Below are 15,532 nucleotides of genomic sequence, written 5' to 3'. Positions count from 1 at the left end.
CTTGCTTCGCAAGGGGAACACGACGAGCGTCAGTCGAGATATCCATACTTCGGTCCGGTTGAGTACGGGCTCACGCAATCATCACAAATTTTGCAACAGGCCGTTAAGGTGAAAGTGAGAGGTTTGCACCAATTTGGAGCAAGCCTGATGGTGACGAGCCGCGAACTCGGCAAGACGCGCCTTCCGCTCTGGGCGGCGGGTTTCATCGCGCTCGTTTGCGTGGTGATTCTCGGCTTGAGCGCATGGCGCGAATGGGAAGCGCGCAAAGTCGATCTTGGGAACGCCGAGATTGAGGTCGCCAATCTCGCGCATTCGCTGGTCCAGCACGCGGACGATACGTTCGAACTCGCCGACACGCTCCTGGTCGGGCTGGTGCATCGGCTCGAAATCGACGGGACGGGGCCGGAGACGATCGCGAAGCTCCAGGCCTATCTGCCGACGCGGAAGTCGTCGGACCGCATCCGGGGCATCTTCATCTACGACGCGGCCGGCCGGTGGCTTGCGACGACCGAGCGCATCGACTTCTCCAAGCTCAACAACAGCGACCGCGACTATTTCCGGCGCCACCGCGACTCGGCGGATCCGGGCACGCTGATCGGACCCCCGGTCAAGAGCCGCTCCGGCGGCCAATGGATCATCACCGCATCGCGCCGGATCAACGATATCGACGGCGGCTTCGCCGGCGTCGCCCTGCTCACGATCGACGTCAGCTATTTCGTCAAATTCTACGAGCGGTTCGACATCGGCGCGAACGGCTCGGCATCGCTGCTCAACACTAGCGGCATCATGCTGGCGCGCAGCCGCGACAATGACGGAGCCTTCGTCGGACGCGACCTGTCCAATGCGCCCCTGTTCAAGGGCTGGGATAGCCGCCCCGCCGCGGCGGTCTACTATTTCAAGTCGCCGCTCGATGGCGTGCAGCGGCTGAGCTACTACCAGCGCAGCAGCCGCTATCCCCTGATGGTGCTGGCGAGCAAGTCGCAGGACGACGTGCTGGCCCCCTGGCGGCGCGCGGCGACCACGCGCATGACCTTCGTCGTCGGGCTCGCCCTGCTGATCGCAATGATCGGCTCCTATCTCGTCCGTCAGCTCGTGCAGCGGCAGCGCACGGCGCAGGCTCTCGTCACCACGGAGGCCAATTTCCGCCTGCTCGCCGAGCAATCCAGCGACATGGTGACCCGCATTAGTCTTGATAACCGGCTGCTCTACGTTTCGCCCTCCTGCGCACGCATCACCGGGTGGTCGGCCGAAGAACTGCTGGGCACCTCGGCGCTGGCCGGCATTCATGCCGACGACATGGAACGCGTCGAGCAAGCCATCGCCGCCCTGAAGAACGGCGAGGCCGAGGAGGCGCGGTTCATCTATCGTCAGCGCCATCGCGACAAGGGTGAGATCTGGGCCGAGGCTGCGCTGCACGTGACCCTGGCATCGGACAGCGGCACGATCGACGGCGTGGTCGCGGTCGTGCGCGACATAACCGAGCAGAAAGATCTCCAGGACAGGCTTGCCTCGCTGGCAACGACCGACGGCCTCACGGGTCTTGCCAACCGCCGCGCCTTCGACGAGCGCCTCGCCGACGAATGGGCCCGTGCCCGGCGCGACGGCACGCAGCTCTCACTGCTGCTGATCGACGTCGATCATTTCAAGAAGTTCAACGACCATTACGGACATCTGGCGGGCGATGCCTGCCTGCGCGCGCTCGGCCGGATCCTGTCCGCCCAGGCCAGGCGCCCGGCCGATCTCGCCGCGCGCTATGGCGGCGAGGAATTCGCCGTCTTGCTGCCGAACACCGGTCCGGATGGCTGCGCCGAGGTCGGCGAGGGAATTCGCCAGGCGCTGCAAGACCTTGCCATGCTGCATGCGCAGAATCCGCCCACCCGGCTGGTCACCGCAAGCCTCGGCGGCGCGGCGGCTCTTCCGTCCCAAGCCATGGCGGACTGCAGCACGCTGGTCGCCGCCGCCGACCGCGCCCTCTACGCTGCCAAGGACGCCGGCCGAGACCAGCTGGTGATGTCGGGCCAAGTCATACCGTGGCCCGCAAAGAGCGCGTGACGGAATCGGTCCTGTTGCTCTCGGGAGCAGCTCCAGAGGCCCAACGCGGTTTCGCGTCAGGCGAGGTGGCACGCCACGAAGTGACCGCCCGCCCCTTCCCTCAGCTCCGGCGCGCTCTCCGCGCAGCGCGGCTGGGCAATCGGGCAGCGGGTGTGGAAGTGGCAGCCCGACGGCGGCTTCATCGGGCTTGGCACGTCGCCCTTGAGGCGGATGCGTTCGCGCTTGAGCTTGGGATCGGGCACTGGCACCGCCGAGAGCAGCGCCCTGGTGTAGGGATGCTGCGGGTTGCGGTAGAGATCGCTGGCCTTGGCGAGCTCGACGATGCGGCCGAGATACATCACTGCGACACGGTCGGAGATGTGCTCGACCACCGAGAGATCGTGGGCGACGAACAGATAAGTGAGGTTCAGCTCGGCCTGGAGATCTTCCAGCAGGTTGATCACCTGCGCCTGGATCGACACGTCGAGCGCGGAGACCGGCTCGTCGCAGACGATCAGTTTCGGCTCGACCGCGAGCGCGCGCGCGATCACGATGCGCTGGCGCTGGCCGCCGGAGAATTCGTGCGGATAGCGCCGCATGTGCTCGGCCTTGAGCCCGACTTTGACCAAGAGGCCCGCGACGCGCTCCTCGCGCTCCTTCGGGGAGGAGGCGAGATTGTGGATGGTGAAGGCCTCGCCGAGGATTGCACCGACCGTCATGCGCGGATTGAGCGAGGCGAACGGATCCTGGAACACCAGCTGCATGTTCCGCCGCATCGCCCGCAGATCATTGCCGCCGAGCTTGCGCACGTCCTGGCCGTCGAAGGTGACCTCGCCGTCGGTCGGTTCGATCAGGCGCAGCACGCAGCGCCCCGTCGTCGACTTGCCGCAGCCGGACTCGCCGACGAGTCCCAACGTCTCGCCGCGGTTGACCGAGAACGACACGCCGTCGACCGCGTAGACGGTCCCGACCTGGCGCGACAGCAGGCCGCCGAGCACCGGAAAATGTTTCTTCAGGCCGCTGACGCGCAGCAACGGTTCGCTCATGCCGCGCCTCCGAGGCTCAAATCTCCCAAGTGACAGGCCATGCGGTGGCCGGGTGCGATCTCGCGCAGCAGCGGCTCCTTCTCGGTGCAGACGTTCATGGCGAACTTGCAGCGCGGTGCGAAACGGCAGCCGACCGGCGGGTTGATCAGGATCGGCACCGATCCGCCGATCGCCTCCAGCCGCGTCTTGTGCTCGCTGTCGAGATCGATGCGCGGGATCGAGCGGATCAGGCCTTGCGTATAGGGATGGCGGGGATTACCGAACAGCTCGTCGACGGGCGCCTCCTCCACCACCTTGCCGGCATACATCACAACGACGCGCTGCGCGGTCTCGGCAACGACACCCATGGCATGGGTGATCAGCATCACCGCCATGCCGAAGCGGTCCTTCATGTCCTGCAGGAGGTCGAGGATCTGCGCCTGGATGGTGACGTCGAGCGCGGTGGTCGGCTCGTCGGCGATGATCAGCTTGGGCTTGCAGGCGAGCGCCATCGCGATCATGACCCGCTGGCGCATGCCGCCGGAGAACTGGTGCGGATAATTGTGCACGCGGCCTTCGGCGTTCGGGATCTGTACCAGCTTCAGCATCTCGATGGTGCGCTCGAGCGCCTGCTTCTTGGTCACCGCTTCGTGGCGACGCAGGCTCTCGGCGATCTGCTCGCCGATGGTGAGCACCGGGTTGAGCGAGGTCATCGGCTCCTGGAAGATGAAGCCGATCTCCTTGGCGCGGATCTCGTCGAGCTGATTGCTCGTCAGCGGCACGAGATCGCGTCCCTCGAAGATGATCTGGCCTGCCGCGATCCGGCCCGGCGGCATCGCGATCAGCTTCAGGATCGACATCGCGGTGACGGTCTTGCCGCAGCCGGACTCGCCAACGACGCAGAGCGTCTCGCCCTTGTTGATGGAGATGTCCACGCCGTCGACGGCCTGGAGGATGCCGTCATCGGTGGAGAAGTGGGTTTTCAGGCCCTTGATCTCGAGCAGCGGCGCCATCAGATCACCCGTCGCGCATCAAGCGCGTCGCGCAGGCCGTCGCCGATGAAGTTGATGGCGACTACTGCGATGAAGATCGCGCCGCCCGGAAACAGCGCCCAGTGCGGGCCGATGTCGAGGAAGTCCTTGGCGTCATAGAGCAGCCGGCCCCAGGTCGGGGTATCGGGCGGGAAGCCGAGGCCTAGAAAGGACAGAGTCGATTCCGCGATGATTGCGGCGGCGACATCGATGGTGCCGGCGATGATCACGGGACCGAGCGCATTGGGCAGGATGTGCCGCACCACCTGCCGCACGGGACTGGCGCCGAGCGCGCGTGCGGCTTCGACGAACTCTTTCTCGCGGATCGAGAGGAACTGGGCGCGCACCAGGCGCGCGACCGGCATCCAGCGCAGCCCCCCGATCACCAGCACGATCAGGATGAAGATGCCGCCCTCGGGGCCGAACATCTGCTTCAGCCCGTCGCGGAAGAGATAGATCAGCAGCAGCAGCAGCGGCAACTGCGGCAGCGATAGGAAGAGGTCGGTGAGCCACATCAGGCCGTGTCCAAGCGCCCCGCGCGACATACCGGCGAGCGCGCCGATTAGCACGCCGATAAAGACCGACACCAGCATTGCGGCAAGTCCGACGGCAAGCGAGATCCGCCCGCCGTAGATCATACGAGCGAGGATGTCCTGCCCGAGATCGTCGGTGCCGAAGGGATGGGCCAGCGAGGGACCCTGCATGCCAGCCACGATATCGATCTCGTCGATCTTGACCCGCCAGACGAACGGACCAAACACCACCGCCAGGACAAGAATGAGGAGCAGGAACGCACTGACGACGGCAAGCTTGTGGCGGCTGTAGCGTCGCCACGTCTCGCGCCAAGGCGAGTAGACCCGCCGCTCAGCGGAGGGAGATGCGAGGGTCAAGCCAGCCATAAAGGACGTCCGCGATGAGATTGAACAGCACGACGAGGCACGCGAAGACGAAGGTGACGGCCATCACCACCGGCGTGTCGTTGGAAAGGATGGAGGAGATCAGCAGCGAGCCGATGCCGGGAATGCGGAAGATCTGCTCGGTGACGATGGCGCCGCCGAAAACCGCGGGCATCTGCAGCGCGATGAGCGTGACGACCGGGATCATGGCGTTGCGCATCACGTGCTTGACGATGACCTTGGCTTGGCCGAGGCCCTTGGCCCGCGCCGTGGTGACATAGTCCAGCCGGATGACGTCAAGCATCGCCGAGCGCACGAAGCGCGTCATCGACGCCGCCTGGAACAGGCCGAGCACCGCCACCGGCATGATCGCCTGCCGGATCATCTCAAGGAACCAGCGGATGCCGGTCGCCTTGATGTCGGTGGTGTAGACGAACGGCAGCCAGTCCAGCGTGACCGAGAAGATCAGGATGAACAGGATGCCGGTGAAGAAGGTCGGCAGCGAGAAGCCGACGAAAGCGAGGGTATTGGCGACCTGGTCGAACAGCGAATACGGCTTGGTCGCAGCATAGACGCCGACGGGAATCGCGACCATCAGCGCCAGGATCTGCGCCGACCCGATCACGTAGAGCGTGGTCGGAAGGCGCTGGAGGATGAGCGTATCGACATTCATCCGGCTGACGAACGAAAAACCCCAGTCGCCGTGCAGCATGGCGTTGAGCCAGTGCAGATAGCGCAGGTAGATCGGATCATCCAGGCCGAACTTGGCCCGAAGCGCAGCCTGAACTTCGGGCGGCACGTTCGGGTTGGTCGCCAGTTCGGAGAACGGATCGCCGGGCGCGAGCGCGAGCACGACGAACAGCACGACCGAGATTCCGAGCAGGCTCGGAATCGCGATCATCAGGCGACGCAGGACGTATTGGCTCATGAGGGAAGGGCCCCGTCTAGAGTTGGGGGATCATTCCTCGCGGTACCAGTCGAACAGGTTGTCGGTTTCGTTGGCCCAGCCCGAGATCACCGGGCGCAGCGTATTCGCGGTCGCCTCGACCTTGAGCCGGTGCTGCGCCGGAATGAACACGGTGTCCTGGAACAGCAGGTCGTTGGCCTTGATGTAGAGCGCGGCGCGCTTGACCGGATCCATCTCGCCGTCGGCGGCGTCGATGGTGGCGTCATACTCCTTGTTGACGTAGCGCGGGAAGTTGGTGCCCTGCCACTTGTTCTCCTTGGTCGCCACATTGGCCGAATGATAGCGGCGCATGTGCTGGGCCGGATCCGGCTGGCTCATCGGGATCTGGAACATCTCGATGTCGGCGTAGAACTTCGCGTAGGTGTCGGGATTGGCGACGTCCGACGAGAAGAACACCGAGGCCACGACCGACTTCAGCTCGACGTCGATGCCGGCCTTCTGGCAGGCCTGCTTGACGATCGCCTGCGTCTTCTGACGCGGACCGTTGATCGAGGTCTGATACAAGAGCTTCAGCTTCTTGCCGTCCTTCTCGCGGATACCGTCCGCGCCGGGCTTCCAGCCGGCATCGTCGAGGATCTTCGAGGCCTTCTCGACGCTGAACTCCCAGGAGGTGTTCTTGGAGACGAACTTTTCCGGGCCGTTGAGGAAGTTCGCGGTGGTACGGCCGGCGCGTCCGTAGATCGCCTTCTTGATGGAGTCGCGATCGACCAGCAGCGACAGCGCCTTGCGCACGGCCGGATCTGAGAACAGCGGATGCTTGGTCTTCATCGACGAGCGTTCGCCGTCGACTTCCGTATTCGGGTCGGTGAAGTTCAGCGCGATGAACTCGGTATCGCCGCCCACGGCATAGATGGTCTTGCCTTTGCCGCCCTTCTCCAGGCGCAGCAGAACGTCGTCCTCGACCTGGATGTTCCAGCCGAAATCATATTCACCGGTCTGGATCACCGCGCGTGCAGCCGAGACCGCGTCACCGCCGCCCTTCATCTCGAGCGTGTCGAAATAAGGACGGTTCGGCATGTGATAGTCTTTGTTGATCTCGCCGCGGATCAGATCGCCGGGCTTGAACTCGAGGAATTTGTAAGGACCGGTGCCGACCGGCGCGAGGTTGTTCGGCGCCTCACGGGACTTGGAGCCCTTGTACTCGGCGAACAGGTGCTTGGGCAGGATCTGACCGGTCGCACCGACGAAGGCGTCAGCCCAGAATGGCGTCGGCTTGTTGAAGGTGATGCGGACCGTCAGATCATCGACCTTCTCCACCGTGATGTCACGATAGGTCGCCACGGTGACCGCCGCTGTCGCCGGGTCTTTGATGTACTCCCAGGTGAAGACGACGTCATCGGCCGAGAACGGCTTGCCGTCGTGCCATTTCACGCCGGGCTTCAGCTTCCACGTCACCGACTTGCCGTCGGCGGCCAGCAGGCCGTTCTGGGTCGAGGGAATTTCGGATGCCAGCACCAGCTTCATGTTGCCGTCCGGATCCCAGCAGGCGAGCGGCTCGTAGAACAGGCGCGAGCCGTCCTGGTCCTTGGTACCGGTAGCGAAATGCGGATTGAGCAAGGTCGGCCCCTGCCACCACAACAACTTCAGTGCACCGCCACCGCCGCGCTTGGTCGGCTTATAGGGGGACGTGCCCTGGGCCATGGCAACACCGCCGAGCGCGAGGACCTGATTGGCCAAGGGTGCGGTGAGACCGACGGCCGCCATGCGCTTGATGAAGGCGCGGCGATCCATACGCCCATCCTTCACCTGGCCGATCATCGAACGCAGTTCTTTATCCAGCATGGTTGTCCCCCGTCTGGTTCCCATAGTGATGAAGGCGGCCGTGACGCGGGGCCGCCCATTTCGCTGGCAGTAGATGGCACACTGAATGGGGTGCACGTCAACTGGGACCGTGTGTGTGCAAACGGTCTTGTGGCTGTCTGTTGGGCAAAATCGCGTTCCGGCAGCCCATCCGTTCGGCAATCCAGCATCAAAACATGCTGGATTGCGCGCTGCACTGCGGAAAATTTGTTCGCCGGATCAGACGAAGTATCGAGGCGAATTCTACGCCACGGACATGTCGAGCGGCGGTGCGACGTGGTCCGGCAACGGACAAACGTAAGGCGTCTTGGCCGTCCGCTTTTGAAGGTCCGCCTTCGCGGCCTTGATCAGCTCCGAATCCGTCAGCGCCTTGATGCCGAGACCGGCCATTGCCTTGGCCGCCTGCACCATGGCCTTGTGGGCATGGGCACTCTTGCCCTGAGCCACCACCTGCCAGGTGTGGAAGGGCGTGCCGATTGCAACCGTCGGTGCGTGAACCTGCACGGTCGGCACCACCCAGCTCACGTCGCCGACATCGGTCGAGCCCACCAGCGGGTTGCGCTTGGCATCCAGCGGCACCAGGAAGTCGGCCAGCGGCCGATCGGTCGGCTCCATCCCGATCGCGTAATAGACCGAGGAGATGTCCTTGTCGCTCAGCGTCGCCCGGATCTGGCGGGCAAAGCTCTTGTCCGCTTCGTCGAAATGCGGCGGCCCGAGCTCTTCCATCACCCGGTGCAGCGCTTGTTCCAGCGGCGTGTTCGGCAGGATGTTGGAAACCGCGGAGATGATCTTCATCTCCACCTTGGTCTCGGTCATCAGGGCTGCGCCCTGCGCGATCTTGGACACGCGCTCGACCAGCTCGTTCATGCCGGGAAGATCGCGGGCGCGGATCGAATAGCGCACCCGCGCATGGGCCTGCACCACGTTGGGCGCGATGCCGCCGGTGTCGAGCAACGCATAATGCACGCGCGCGTCGCTCGGCATGTGCTCGCGCATGTAGTTCACGCCGACGTTCATCAGCTCGACCGCATCGAGCGCGGAGCGCCCCAGATGCGGCGAGGCCGCCGCATGCGAGGTGCGGCCGGTGAAGATGAAGTCCGCGCGCGTGTTGGCGAGCGAGGGCGTCACCGCGACTTCCCAGAAGCTGTGCGGATGCCAGGTGATGGCGATGTCGGCATCTTCGAACGCGCCGGAGCGCACCATGAAGGCCTTGGCCGCGCCACCCTCTTCTGCAGGGCAGCCGTAATAGCGCACGCGTCCCGGCACTTTGTTCTCGCCGAGCCAGTCCTTCACCGCGGTCGCGGCGAGCAACGCCGCGGAACCGAGCAGATTATGTCCGCAGCCATGGCCATGGCCACCAGCCTCGATCGGACGATGCTCGGCGACGCCGGCCTCCTGGCTCAATCCCGGCAGCGCGTCATACTCACCCATGAAGGCGATGACCGGACCGCCCTCGCCCCACTCGCCCATCACCGCGGTCGGAATGCCGGCAACCTGCTCGGTGATACGGAAACCCTGATGACGCAGCTCGGCGAGATGCTCGGCGGCGGACCGCGCCTCGGTGTAGCACACTTCGGGCATGCCCCAGACCCTGTCGCTGAGGTCGATGAAACGTGCCTTGATCGTGTCGACGCCACGCCAGATGTCGCTGCGGTTATCCATGCTTCGGTCCGTGATCCCAAGTTCAACGAAGCGGCAATGGTTAGCAGCTTCGTTGCACGGCGCCTAGCACCTCGCCGGACAGCAGCCATGCGGCCGCTGCCGGATCGATGATGTCCCCTTTGCCCGAGGTGTTCTCGTGCCTTTCGAGGATTTCACACGACGTTCTCCCGAATAGTTGCGGGACGAGGCTTTCAAGACGGCCTGCTCCGGCCTAAATTATGCGTGCTTCGCGCTTCGTTCCGCGGACTACGGCGGAGCGATGCTCTCAGCCAGGAGAACTCCATGCCCGCACTGACCGAATGGAGAGTGCCGCCGGCGAACCAGCCGCGCGCGAGCGACTATGGTTTCGATCTCGACCGCGCGCTCGGCTCCGTCGTCGGCCTGCACGCCATCATCCCGCCGGACGCCTTCAGCGCCGAGACGCTGGGCACCGAACGCGCCGGCAACGGCGTCGTGATCGACGACGGGCTGGTGCTCACCATCGGCTACCTCATCACCGAGGCGGAATCCGTCTGGCTGCACCTCGGCGACGGGCGCGTGGTCGAAGGGCATGCGCTCGGCTTCGATTCCGTCACCGGCTTCGGCCTCGTGCAGGCGCTCGGCCGTCTCGACGTCGAGCCCTTGCCGCTCGGCAGCTCGGCGGAAACCCGGATCGGCGACCGCGTCGTGGTCGGCGGCGCCGGCGGGCGGACGCGGTCGGTCGCAAGCCAGATCGTGGCCAAGCAGGAATTCGCCGGCTACTGGGAATATCTGTTGGATGAGGCCGTCTTCACCTATCCCGCGCACCCGAACTGGGGCGGCACGGCGCTCCTCAACGAACGCGGCGAATTGATCGGGATCGGTTCGCTCCAGCTCGAACGCGAACGCGACGGCAAGGCCGAGCACGTCAACATGATCGTGCCGATCGACCTCCTGAAGCCGATCCTCGATGACCTGCGCAAATTCGGTCGCGTCAACAAGCCGGCACGGCCCTGGCTTGGACTCTACTCGACCGAGATCGACAACCGCGTGGTGGTGATCGGGATCTCCGCCAATGGTCCGGCCGCCCGTGCCGAGCTCAAGACCGGCGACGTCATCCTCGCCGTGAACGGCGACAAGATCACGAGCCAGACCGCGTTCTACAAGAAGATGTGGGCGCTCGGCGCCGCCGGTGTCGACGTGCCGCTCACCGTGCATCACGAAGGCGTCACCTTCGATGTCACGGTCACCTCGACCGATCGCTTCAAGCTGTTGAAGGCGCCGAAGCTGCATTGATCCCAACTGAGGAAGCCGCGATGACAGAGGCCGTGGTGGACGACATCGTGGCCGTGCTGCCGCCGCTGCTCAATGCTCTGGAAGCGCTCGGCTTCTTCCAGCGGCATTTGCATCCGCCGGCCTTTGCTTCCGTGATGAACGCGATCGGTGCGCCGGACGAGACGCTGCAAACGGCGCGCGCGGCGAGCGGCGACTGGCCGGAGCAGTTCGCCGGACTGCGCGGCCAGCTCGATAGGGCCTGCGACGAGACGCTCGCCGCCTTTGCCGGCATTCGCGAGGTCGAGCGCGGCAATGGCGATCTCGTCGCGGTGTTCCGCGCGCTACGCCACGTGCCGCGCGCACAGGAGGCGCTTTATCCGCTGGCGGCGCAGTTTCCTCCAGTGAGCAGCTTCTTCCTCAACGCCGCCAATCGCGAGAACGGTGATTTGCTTTCACGACTGGAAGCTGGCGCGAGCGAGCACACCGGCATCTTCCACGACCACAACGAGCCCGGCCGCCGCGGCGGCTTCTCTGCTTACGTGCCCGAATATTACACGCCCGAGCGTGCCATGCCGCTGGTGATGGTGCTGCACGGCGGCAGCGGCAACGGTCGCGGCTTCCTGTGGAGCTGGCTGCGCGACGCCCGTAGTCTCGGCGCAATATTGGTGGCCCCGACCGCGACCGGCCCGACCTGGGCGCTGATGGGCGATGACGCCGACACCCCCAACCTCATGCGCATCCTCGAGAGCGTGCGCAGCCGCTGGAGCGTCGATGCCTCGCGCATGCTGCTGACCGGCATGAGTGACGGCGGCACCTTCTGCTACGTCACTGGTCTCGACGGCGCCTCGCCCTTCACCCATCTTGCGCCGGTGTCGGCGACCTTCCATCCGCTGATGGCGGAGATGGCGGACGCCGCGCGCCTGCAGGGCCTGCCCGTCTTCATCACGCACGGCAAGCTCGACTGGATGTTTCCGGTGCAGACCGCGCGGCAGACGCAGGCGGCGCTCTCGGCCGCCGGCGCCGATGTCATCTACCGCGAGATCGACGACCTCAGCCACACCTATCCGCGCGAGATCAACGCGGAGCTGCTGGAATGGCTGAATGGGACTCAGCGGTCCTCATAAGAGGCTCTGCTTGAGAGACACATTGGGCAATACGTCCACGCGATCCCGGGCCTCCCGCAGGGTTTGGCGATCAGTCCCGCTCAGACTGCGAAGGTCCATCTTCGAAGAATCCTATTGCGCGCAGCACCTGCGCGGGCTCGCCACCGAACATCTCCCGGAATGCCGAGATCCCTCGCGGCAATGATACCCCCGCAGAGATCATCTCGGCGATGTCCCGGTAGTCCTTGGCCTCGGCTCGATCGAGCGTCGCCTTAAGTTTGGTGGCCAGCAAATCCTCGAGCGAGGCTACGAACATCGTGCCATCTGCGGTTGGCATGGGGTCGTTGACACGACCGAAGCCAATGCGTCCGAAAAAGGAAACCTTCACCGGGCCTGAGGGCATGTTGGCCGAGACCACCAATGTGTTGGGAGCATCCTGAAGGACGGCGGCGCCGTCGACGAAGCGGAACTGCGCATGGACTTGCTCCTTGTTCAGCGCCGCGGAGCAAAAGAAATCGAAATCGAGCGACTCGCGATGTCCCAGTTGAAGGGCAATGGCCGTGCCGCCGTAGAGGACGAGCTGTAGATTCCGCGAAGGAGCAAGCAGAGGCCAGATTTCGCATTGAGCAGCGGGCAGGATCGACAGTCTCGGCTCAAAGCGTCGCGGCATGGAAGTCTCTTCGTAGCGCCTTGTCCGGCAGTTCGGCACCCATCGCAAATGACAGGCGCCCGCGCCAAAACTCCCAGGAGCGATCGCTGAACCAGCCCGGCTCAGCGCGAAGCATGATGTCTGCGAGATGGGCGTGTCCCAGCGCTGCCTCCAACTGGAGAACATCGTCATACGTCCCGAGATTCATGATTTGCGCGACGATGCGATCTTCGGAGAAAGGCAATCCGTCGACCGGCCGCCACCAGAGATATTTGCGGCCGAGCTTGTCGATCAGGCTTGCGGAGGTGTCGTTCGTCATCAGTTTCGAGTATAGCCAACCCACGCCCGTTAATCCACGACCCATAGGACCGATCCGGGCCGAACTCCCCTTCTGCGATGACCCGAGCGCGGGAACTGTCCGTCGCAGCCGACGTTATCGCCGGTCACCGGAGGTTCGCAAATGCAGACTTTTTTTGGAATGATCCTGGGCGCGCTGCTGCTTGCAGGCGGCGTTTACGTCTATGATTCCATGCAGACGTCGTCGGTCGCCAGGGGCGAGGTCGCGGCCACCAATCGCACCATCGTGAACTGGGATGTCGCCAAGGCCGACTTTGACGCGCTGCGAGACCGCGCGCACAAAGACTGGGTCCGGATCTCGTCGAAGTAACGACACCGGGTCCTGAACGAGGCGCCGTCATGAACGAGGCGCCGTCGCGAACGCCGCGGCGGCGCCTTTGTGTTGCGCGATGAAGACCGCCGGCTCAGTTCATCTTGGCCTTGCGCGCGTCGGCAATGACCTGCTCGAACTCATTCATGCTGAGCACGCCCGGGACGCGGTACTTGCCGACGATGAAGGACGGCGTGCCGCGGAAGCCGAAGGCTTCGGCTTGATCGTTGTTGCGCTTGAGCAGCGCGTCGATGTCGCTGCCCCGGTCGGTGAGATCGCGTTTCAGGCGGTCCATGTCGACGCCGGCGCCGGCAAGGAGCTCGTTGATGCGCGGCTCGGTCAGGCGCGAGCTGACGCCGATCAGGGCGTCGTGGGCCGGATGATATTTGTTCTGGAATTTGGCAGCGAGCGCACTCCGCGCTGCCGTGACCGAGACCGGCCCGAGGATCGGCCAGTCCTTCATCACCAGCCTCACCTTGCCGTCGTCCTGGACGACCTGGCGCAGCTCGGGCTCGAGCTTGCGGCAATAGGGACAATTGTAATCGGACCATTCGACGATGGTGATATTGCCGTCGGGATTGCCGGCAACCGGCGTGTCGGGATCGCGCAGCACCTTGGCTTCGGTCAGCACCTCGTCGTCATCGACAGCGGCCCAAGCCGAGGTGATGCCGCCCGCCGCCAAAGCACCCGCGCCGATCAGCGTCAATGCCGCGCGCCGCGTGGTCAGACGGCCCTTGTTCCCAAATCCAGCCATATGTCGTCCCGTTTCGGTCCCATCGCTGCAAATACGGTTCGCGACCGGGAATTGTTACGGCTGATATAGAGCCTTGCGGGCGCAATGTCATCGCCGGGCTATGTGCGGTTGGCCGGTGCTTGCGACGCCTCAGGCGCGCGGCAGCATCGCCATCAACGTCCCCGTCATGGTCGCGATCAGCGACGTCTTGCCCTCGTGCTCGGCAAAGGCTCTGGCTTCGCAGAAGGTCAGCGTGCGGCCGGGCTTGACGACCTCGGCCTTGAAGACGAAGCGCATGCCGCGCGCAGGCGCGAGCAGCGTGGTCTTGAACTCGACGGTGAGGATGCCCGCTTCGCGCGGCATCAGGGTGAAGGCGGCGACGCCGCAGGCGTTGTCGAGGCCTGCGGTGATGATGCCGGCATGGACAAAACCATTCTGCTGCGTGAAGGCGGCCGAATACGGCATCGCCAGCTCCACTTCGCCCGGCGCAAGGCGGACGATCACGATGCCGAGCGTCTGCATCGCAGGCTGGCCATTGAACATGGCGATGGCCGCCGCCCGATAGCCCGGGTCCTTCGGTTCGAACACGGACATGGCCTACACGTCGACCTGCTCGGCAAGATGCCGAGACGCCGTTTCGCGGATGACATCGGCGAACGGCGTGGACTTGCGCTGGCTGCGATCCAGGTGCACGCCCGTGATCTCGCATGTCGCGGCGATCTCGCCGGTCTCGGCATTCCTCATCTCGTGCCGGAAGCGGATCGACTTGTCCTTGAGTTCGAGCAGGTGGCTGCGGATCTCGACGATGTCGCCGGCGAGCAGCTCGCGCCTGTAGGCGATGTTCTGCTGCACCGCGGCCATGCCGCGGCCAGAGCTGCGCAAGTAACTCGGCGTCAGCCCGAGGCGTGCGAACAGATTCCAATTGGCCTCGTCGAATTTGCCGACATACCACATGATGTTCATGTGGCCGACGTGATCGCATTGCCACGGATAGACCGTGCCGCGATAGGTCGCCTCCTGCTCCATCGCCATTGCTCCCTTTTTCGCCCGTTATCGTTGATACGGTAGCGTATCAGAGCTCTCTCGCGCTAGCAATACGGTACCGTATCAAGAATCGGCGAGGCTTCCTTCATGAGCGACGGCAAGGGCGATGTCTGGGTCGAGGCAGGGTTTGCCGAGCTCGCCCGCTCCGGGGTCGAGGGCGTGCGGGTCGAGGTGCTCGCCAAAAATCTCGGCGTCACCAAGGGCGGCTTCTATCGTCGTTTTGCCGACCGGGCCGCGCTGCTCGAAGCTATGCTCGAGCGCTGGCGCGAGGGGCGCACGGCGGCGATCGCGCAGCAGACGAGCCTCGACGGACAAGAGCCACGCGAGCGGTTGAAGGCGGTGATCCAGCTCTATTCCGAGCGGATGAACCCGGCAGCCATGGCGATCGAGCTCGCGATCAGGCAGTGGGCGCGCTCGGACGAGGGCGCGGCCGCGGCGGTGGCGAGCGTGGACGCGGCGCGGCTCAAGCATGTCACCGAGCTCTATCGTGCAACCGGGCTCGATGCCGAAGAGGCCGAGGCGCAGGCCTTCCTGTTCTACTGCTTCATCTTCGGCCAGAGTCTCTTGTTCGTCGAGCGCGGCCCGCGCAAGCGGTCGCAGCTGGTGGCGAAAGCGGCCGAGAAGCTGTTGGATTAAAGAGAGATGGCCGGAGCTCGGCTCCGGCCATCGCATTGTCGCGTAGTCTCCAAGC

General features: G+C 64.6%; 16 protein-coding genes. 5 read left to right on the top strand and 11 right to left on the bottom strand.

Annotated features, from left to right (window positions below; translation table 11 throughout):
* The first annotated feature begins 147 nt into the window (after positions 1–147).
* Entirely contained in the window at positions 148–2,052 is a 1,905-nt protein-coding gene (locus LPJ38_RS09050; RefSeq protein WP_167520753.1) for a sensor domain-containing diguanylate cyclase, read from the top strand.
* 56 nt (positions 2,053–2,108) lie between these two features.
* On the opposite strand, the gene LPJ38_RS09045 is transcribed toward LPJ38_RS09050, so the two are convergent.
* From LPJ38_RS09045 to LPJ38_RS09020, 6 genes are all read right to left on the bottom strand, one after another.
* The gene (locus LPJ38_RS09045; protein ID WP_145641758.1) at positions 2,109–3,077 is read right to left on the bottom strand and encodes an ABC transporter ATP-binding protein; all 969 of its coding nucleotides are present in this window, start codon (positions 3,075–3,077) and stop codon (positions 2,109–2,111) included.
* Positions 3,074–4,069 carry an ABC transporter ATP-binding protein gene (locus LPJ38_RS09040; protein ID WP_145641760.1) on the bottom strand — a complete coding sequence of 332 codons (996 nt, stop codon included), beginning with the start codon at positions 4,067–4,069 and terminating at the stop codon, positions 3,074–3,076. Before LPJ38_RS09040 ends, LPJ38_RS09045 begins: the two co-directional genes overlap by 4 nt.
* Complete coding sequence (locus LPJ38_RS09035; RefSeq protein ID WP_145641762.1) at positions 4,069–4,986, bottom strand: ABC transporter permease; 918 nt, start codon at positions 4,984–4,986, stop codon at positions 4,069–4,071. Before LPJ38_RS09035 ends, LPJ38_RS09040 begins: the two co-directional genes overlap by 1 nt.
* Positions 4,952–5,911 (bottom strand): ABC transporter permease, encoded by a 960-nt coding sequence (locus LPJ38_RS09030; RefSeq protein ID WP_145641764.1) that lies wholly within the window; start codon positions 5,909–5,911, stop codon positions 4,952–4,954. Before LPJ38_RS09030 ends, LPJ38_RS09035 begins: the two co-directional genes overlap by 35 nt.
* Before the next feature lie 30 nt (positions 5,912–5,941).
* On the bottom strand, positions 5,942–7,732 hold the full coding sequence (locus tag LPJ38_RS09025) for a peptide ABC transporter substrate-binding protein (protein WP_145641766.1): 1,791 nt from the start codon (positions 7,730–7,732) through the stop codon (positions 5,942–5,944).
* Positions 7,733–7,993: 261 nt separating this feature from the next.
* A complete protein-coding gene (locus LPJ38_RS09020) occupies positions 7,994–9,412 on the bottom strand; it encodes a M20 family metallopeptidase (RefSeq protein WP_145641768.1) in 1,419 nt (472 codons plus the stop codon).
* A 282-nt stretch (positions 9,413–9,694) separates the two neighbouring features.
* On the opposite strand from LPJ38_RS09020, the gene LPJ38_RS09015 reads away from it, so the two are divergent.
* Positions 9,695–10,666: a S1C family serine protease gene (locus LPJ38_RS09015; RefSeq protein WP_145641770.1), complete on the top strand. Its 972-nt coding sequence runs from the start codon at positions 9,695–9,697 to the stop codon at positions 10,664–10,666.
* A gap of 20 nt (positions 10,667–10,686) precedes the next feature.
* Positions 10,687–11,769 carry a carboxylesterase family protein gene (locus tag LPJ38_RS09010; RefSeq protein ID WP_145641772.1) on the top strand — a complete coding sequence of 361 codons (1,083 nt, stop codon included), beginning with the start codon at positions 10,687–10,689 and terminating at the stop codon, positions 11,767–11,769.
* Between the two features lie 70 nt (positions 11,770–11,839).
* On the opposite strand, the gene LPJ38_RS09005 is transcribed toward LPJ38_RS09010, so the two are convergent.
* Entirely contained in the window at positions 11,840–12,418 is a 579-nt protein-coding gene (locus LPJ38_RS09005; protein WP_158644804.1) for a nucleotidyl transferase AbiEii/AbiGii toxin family protein, read from the bottom strand.
* Positions 12,402–12,716: a hypothetical protein gene (locus LPJ38_RS09000; RefSeq protein WP_158644805.1), complete on the bottom strand. Its 315-nt coding sequence runs from the start codon at positions 12,714–12,716 to the stop codon at positions 12,402–12,404. The genes LPJ38_RS09005 and LPJ38_RS09000 overlap by 17 nt, the downstream gene beginning before the upstream one ends.
* Before the next feature lie 141 nt (positions 12,717–12,857).
* Between LPJ38_RS09000 and LPJ38_RS08995 the strand changes: the two genes are divergently transcribed.
* Positions 12,858–13,064 carry a hypothetical protein gene (locus LPJ38_RS08995; protein ID WP_145641777.1) on the top strand — a complete coding sequence of 69 codons (207 nt, stop codon included), beginning with the start codon at positions 12,858–12,860 and terminating at the stop codon, positions 13,062–13,064.
* A gap of 94 nt (positions 13,065–13,158) precedes the next feature.
* On the opposite strand, the gene LPJ38_RS08990 is transcribed toward LPJ38_RS08995, so the two are convergent.
* From LPJ38_RS08990 to LPJ38_RS08980, 3 genes are all read right to left on the bottom strand, one after another.
* Complete coding sequence (locus LPJ38_RS08990; RefSeq protein ID WP_145641779.1) at positions 13,159–13,818, bottom strand: DsbA family protein; 660 nt, start codon at positions 13,816–13,818, stop codon at positions 13,159–13,161.
* A gap of 129 nt (positions 13,819–13,947) precedes the next feature.
* A complete protein-coding gene (locus tag LPJ38_RS08985; protein WP_145641781.1) occupies positions 13,948–14,391 on the bottom strand; it encodes a PaaI family thioesterase in 444 nt (147 codons plus the stop codon).
* Between the two features lie 3 nt (positions 14,392–14,394).
* Positions 14,395–14,823, bottom strand: a complete 429-nt coding sequence (locus LPJ38_RS08980; protein ID WP_145641859.1) for an acyl-CoA thioesterase — start codon at positions 14,821–14,823, stop codon at positions 14,395–14,397.
* Positions 14,824–14,928: 105 nt separating this feature from the next.
* Here LPJ38_RS08980 and LPJ38_RS08975 point away from each other — a divergent pair, with 105 nt between their 5' ends.
* A complete protein-coding gene (locus LPJ38_RS08975; RefSeq protein WP_145641783.1) occupies positions 14,929–15,477 on the top strand; it encodes a TetR/AcrR family transcriptional regulator in 549 nt (182 codons plus the stop codon).
* The last annotated feature ends 55 nt before the right edge of the window (positions 15,478–15,532 follow it).

Origin of the sequence: Bradyrhizobium daqingense (assembly GCF_021044685.1) — a bacterium.
GTDB classification, from domain to species: domain Bacteria; phylum Pseudomonadota; class Alphaproteobacteria; order Rhizobiales; family Xanthobacteraceae; genus Bradyrhizobium; species Bradyrhizobium daqingense.
Note: the sequence above shows the minus strand (reverse complement) of the source record. Positions and strands in the feature narration are given on the sequence as shown.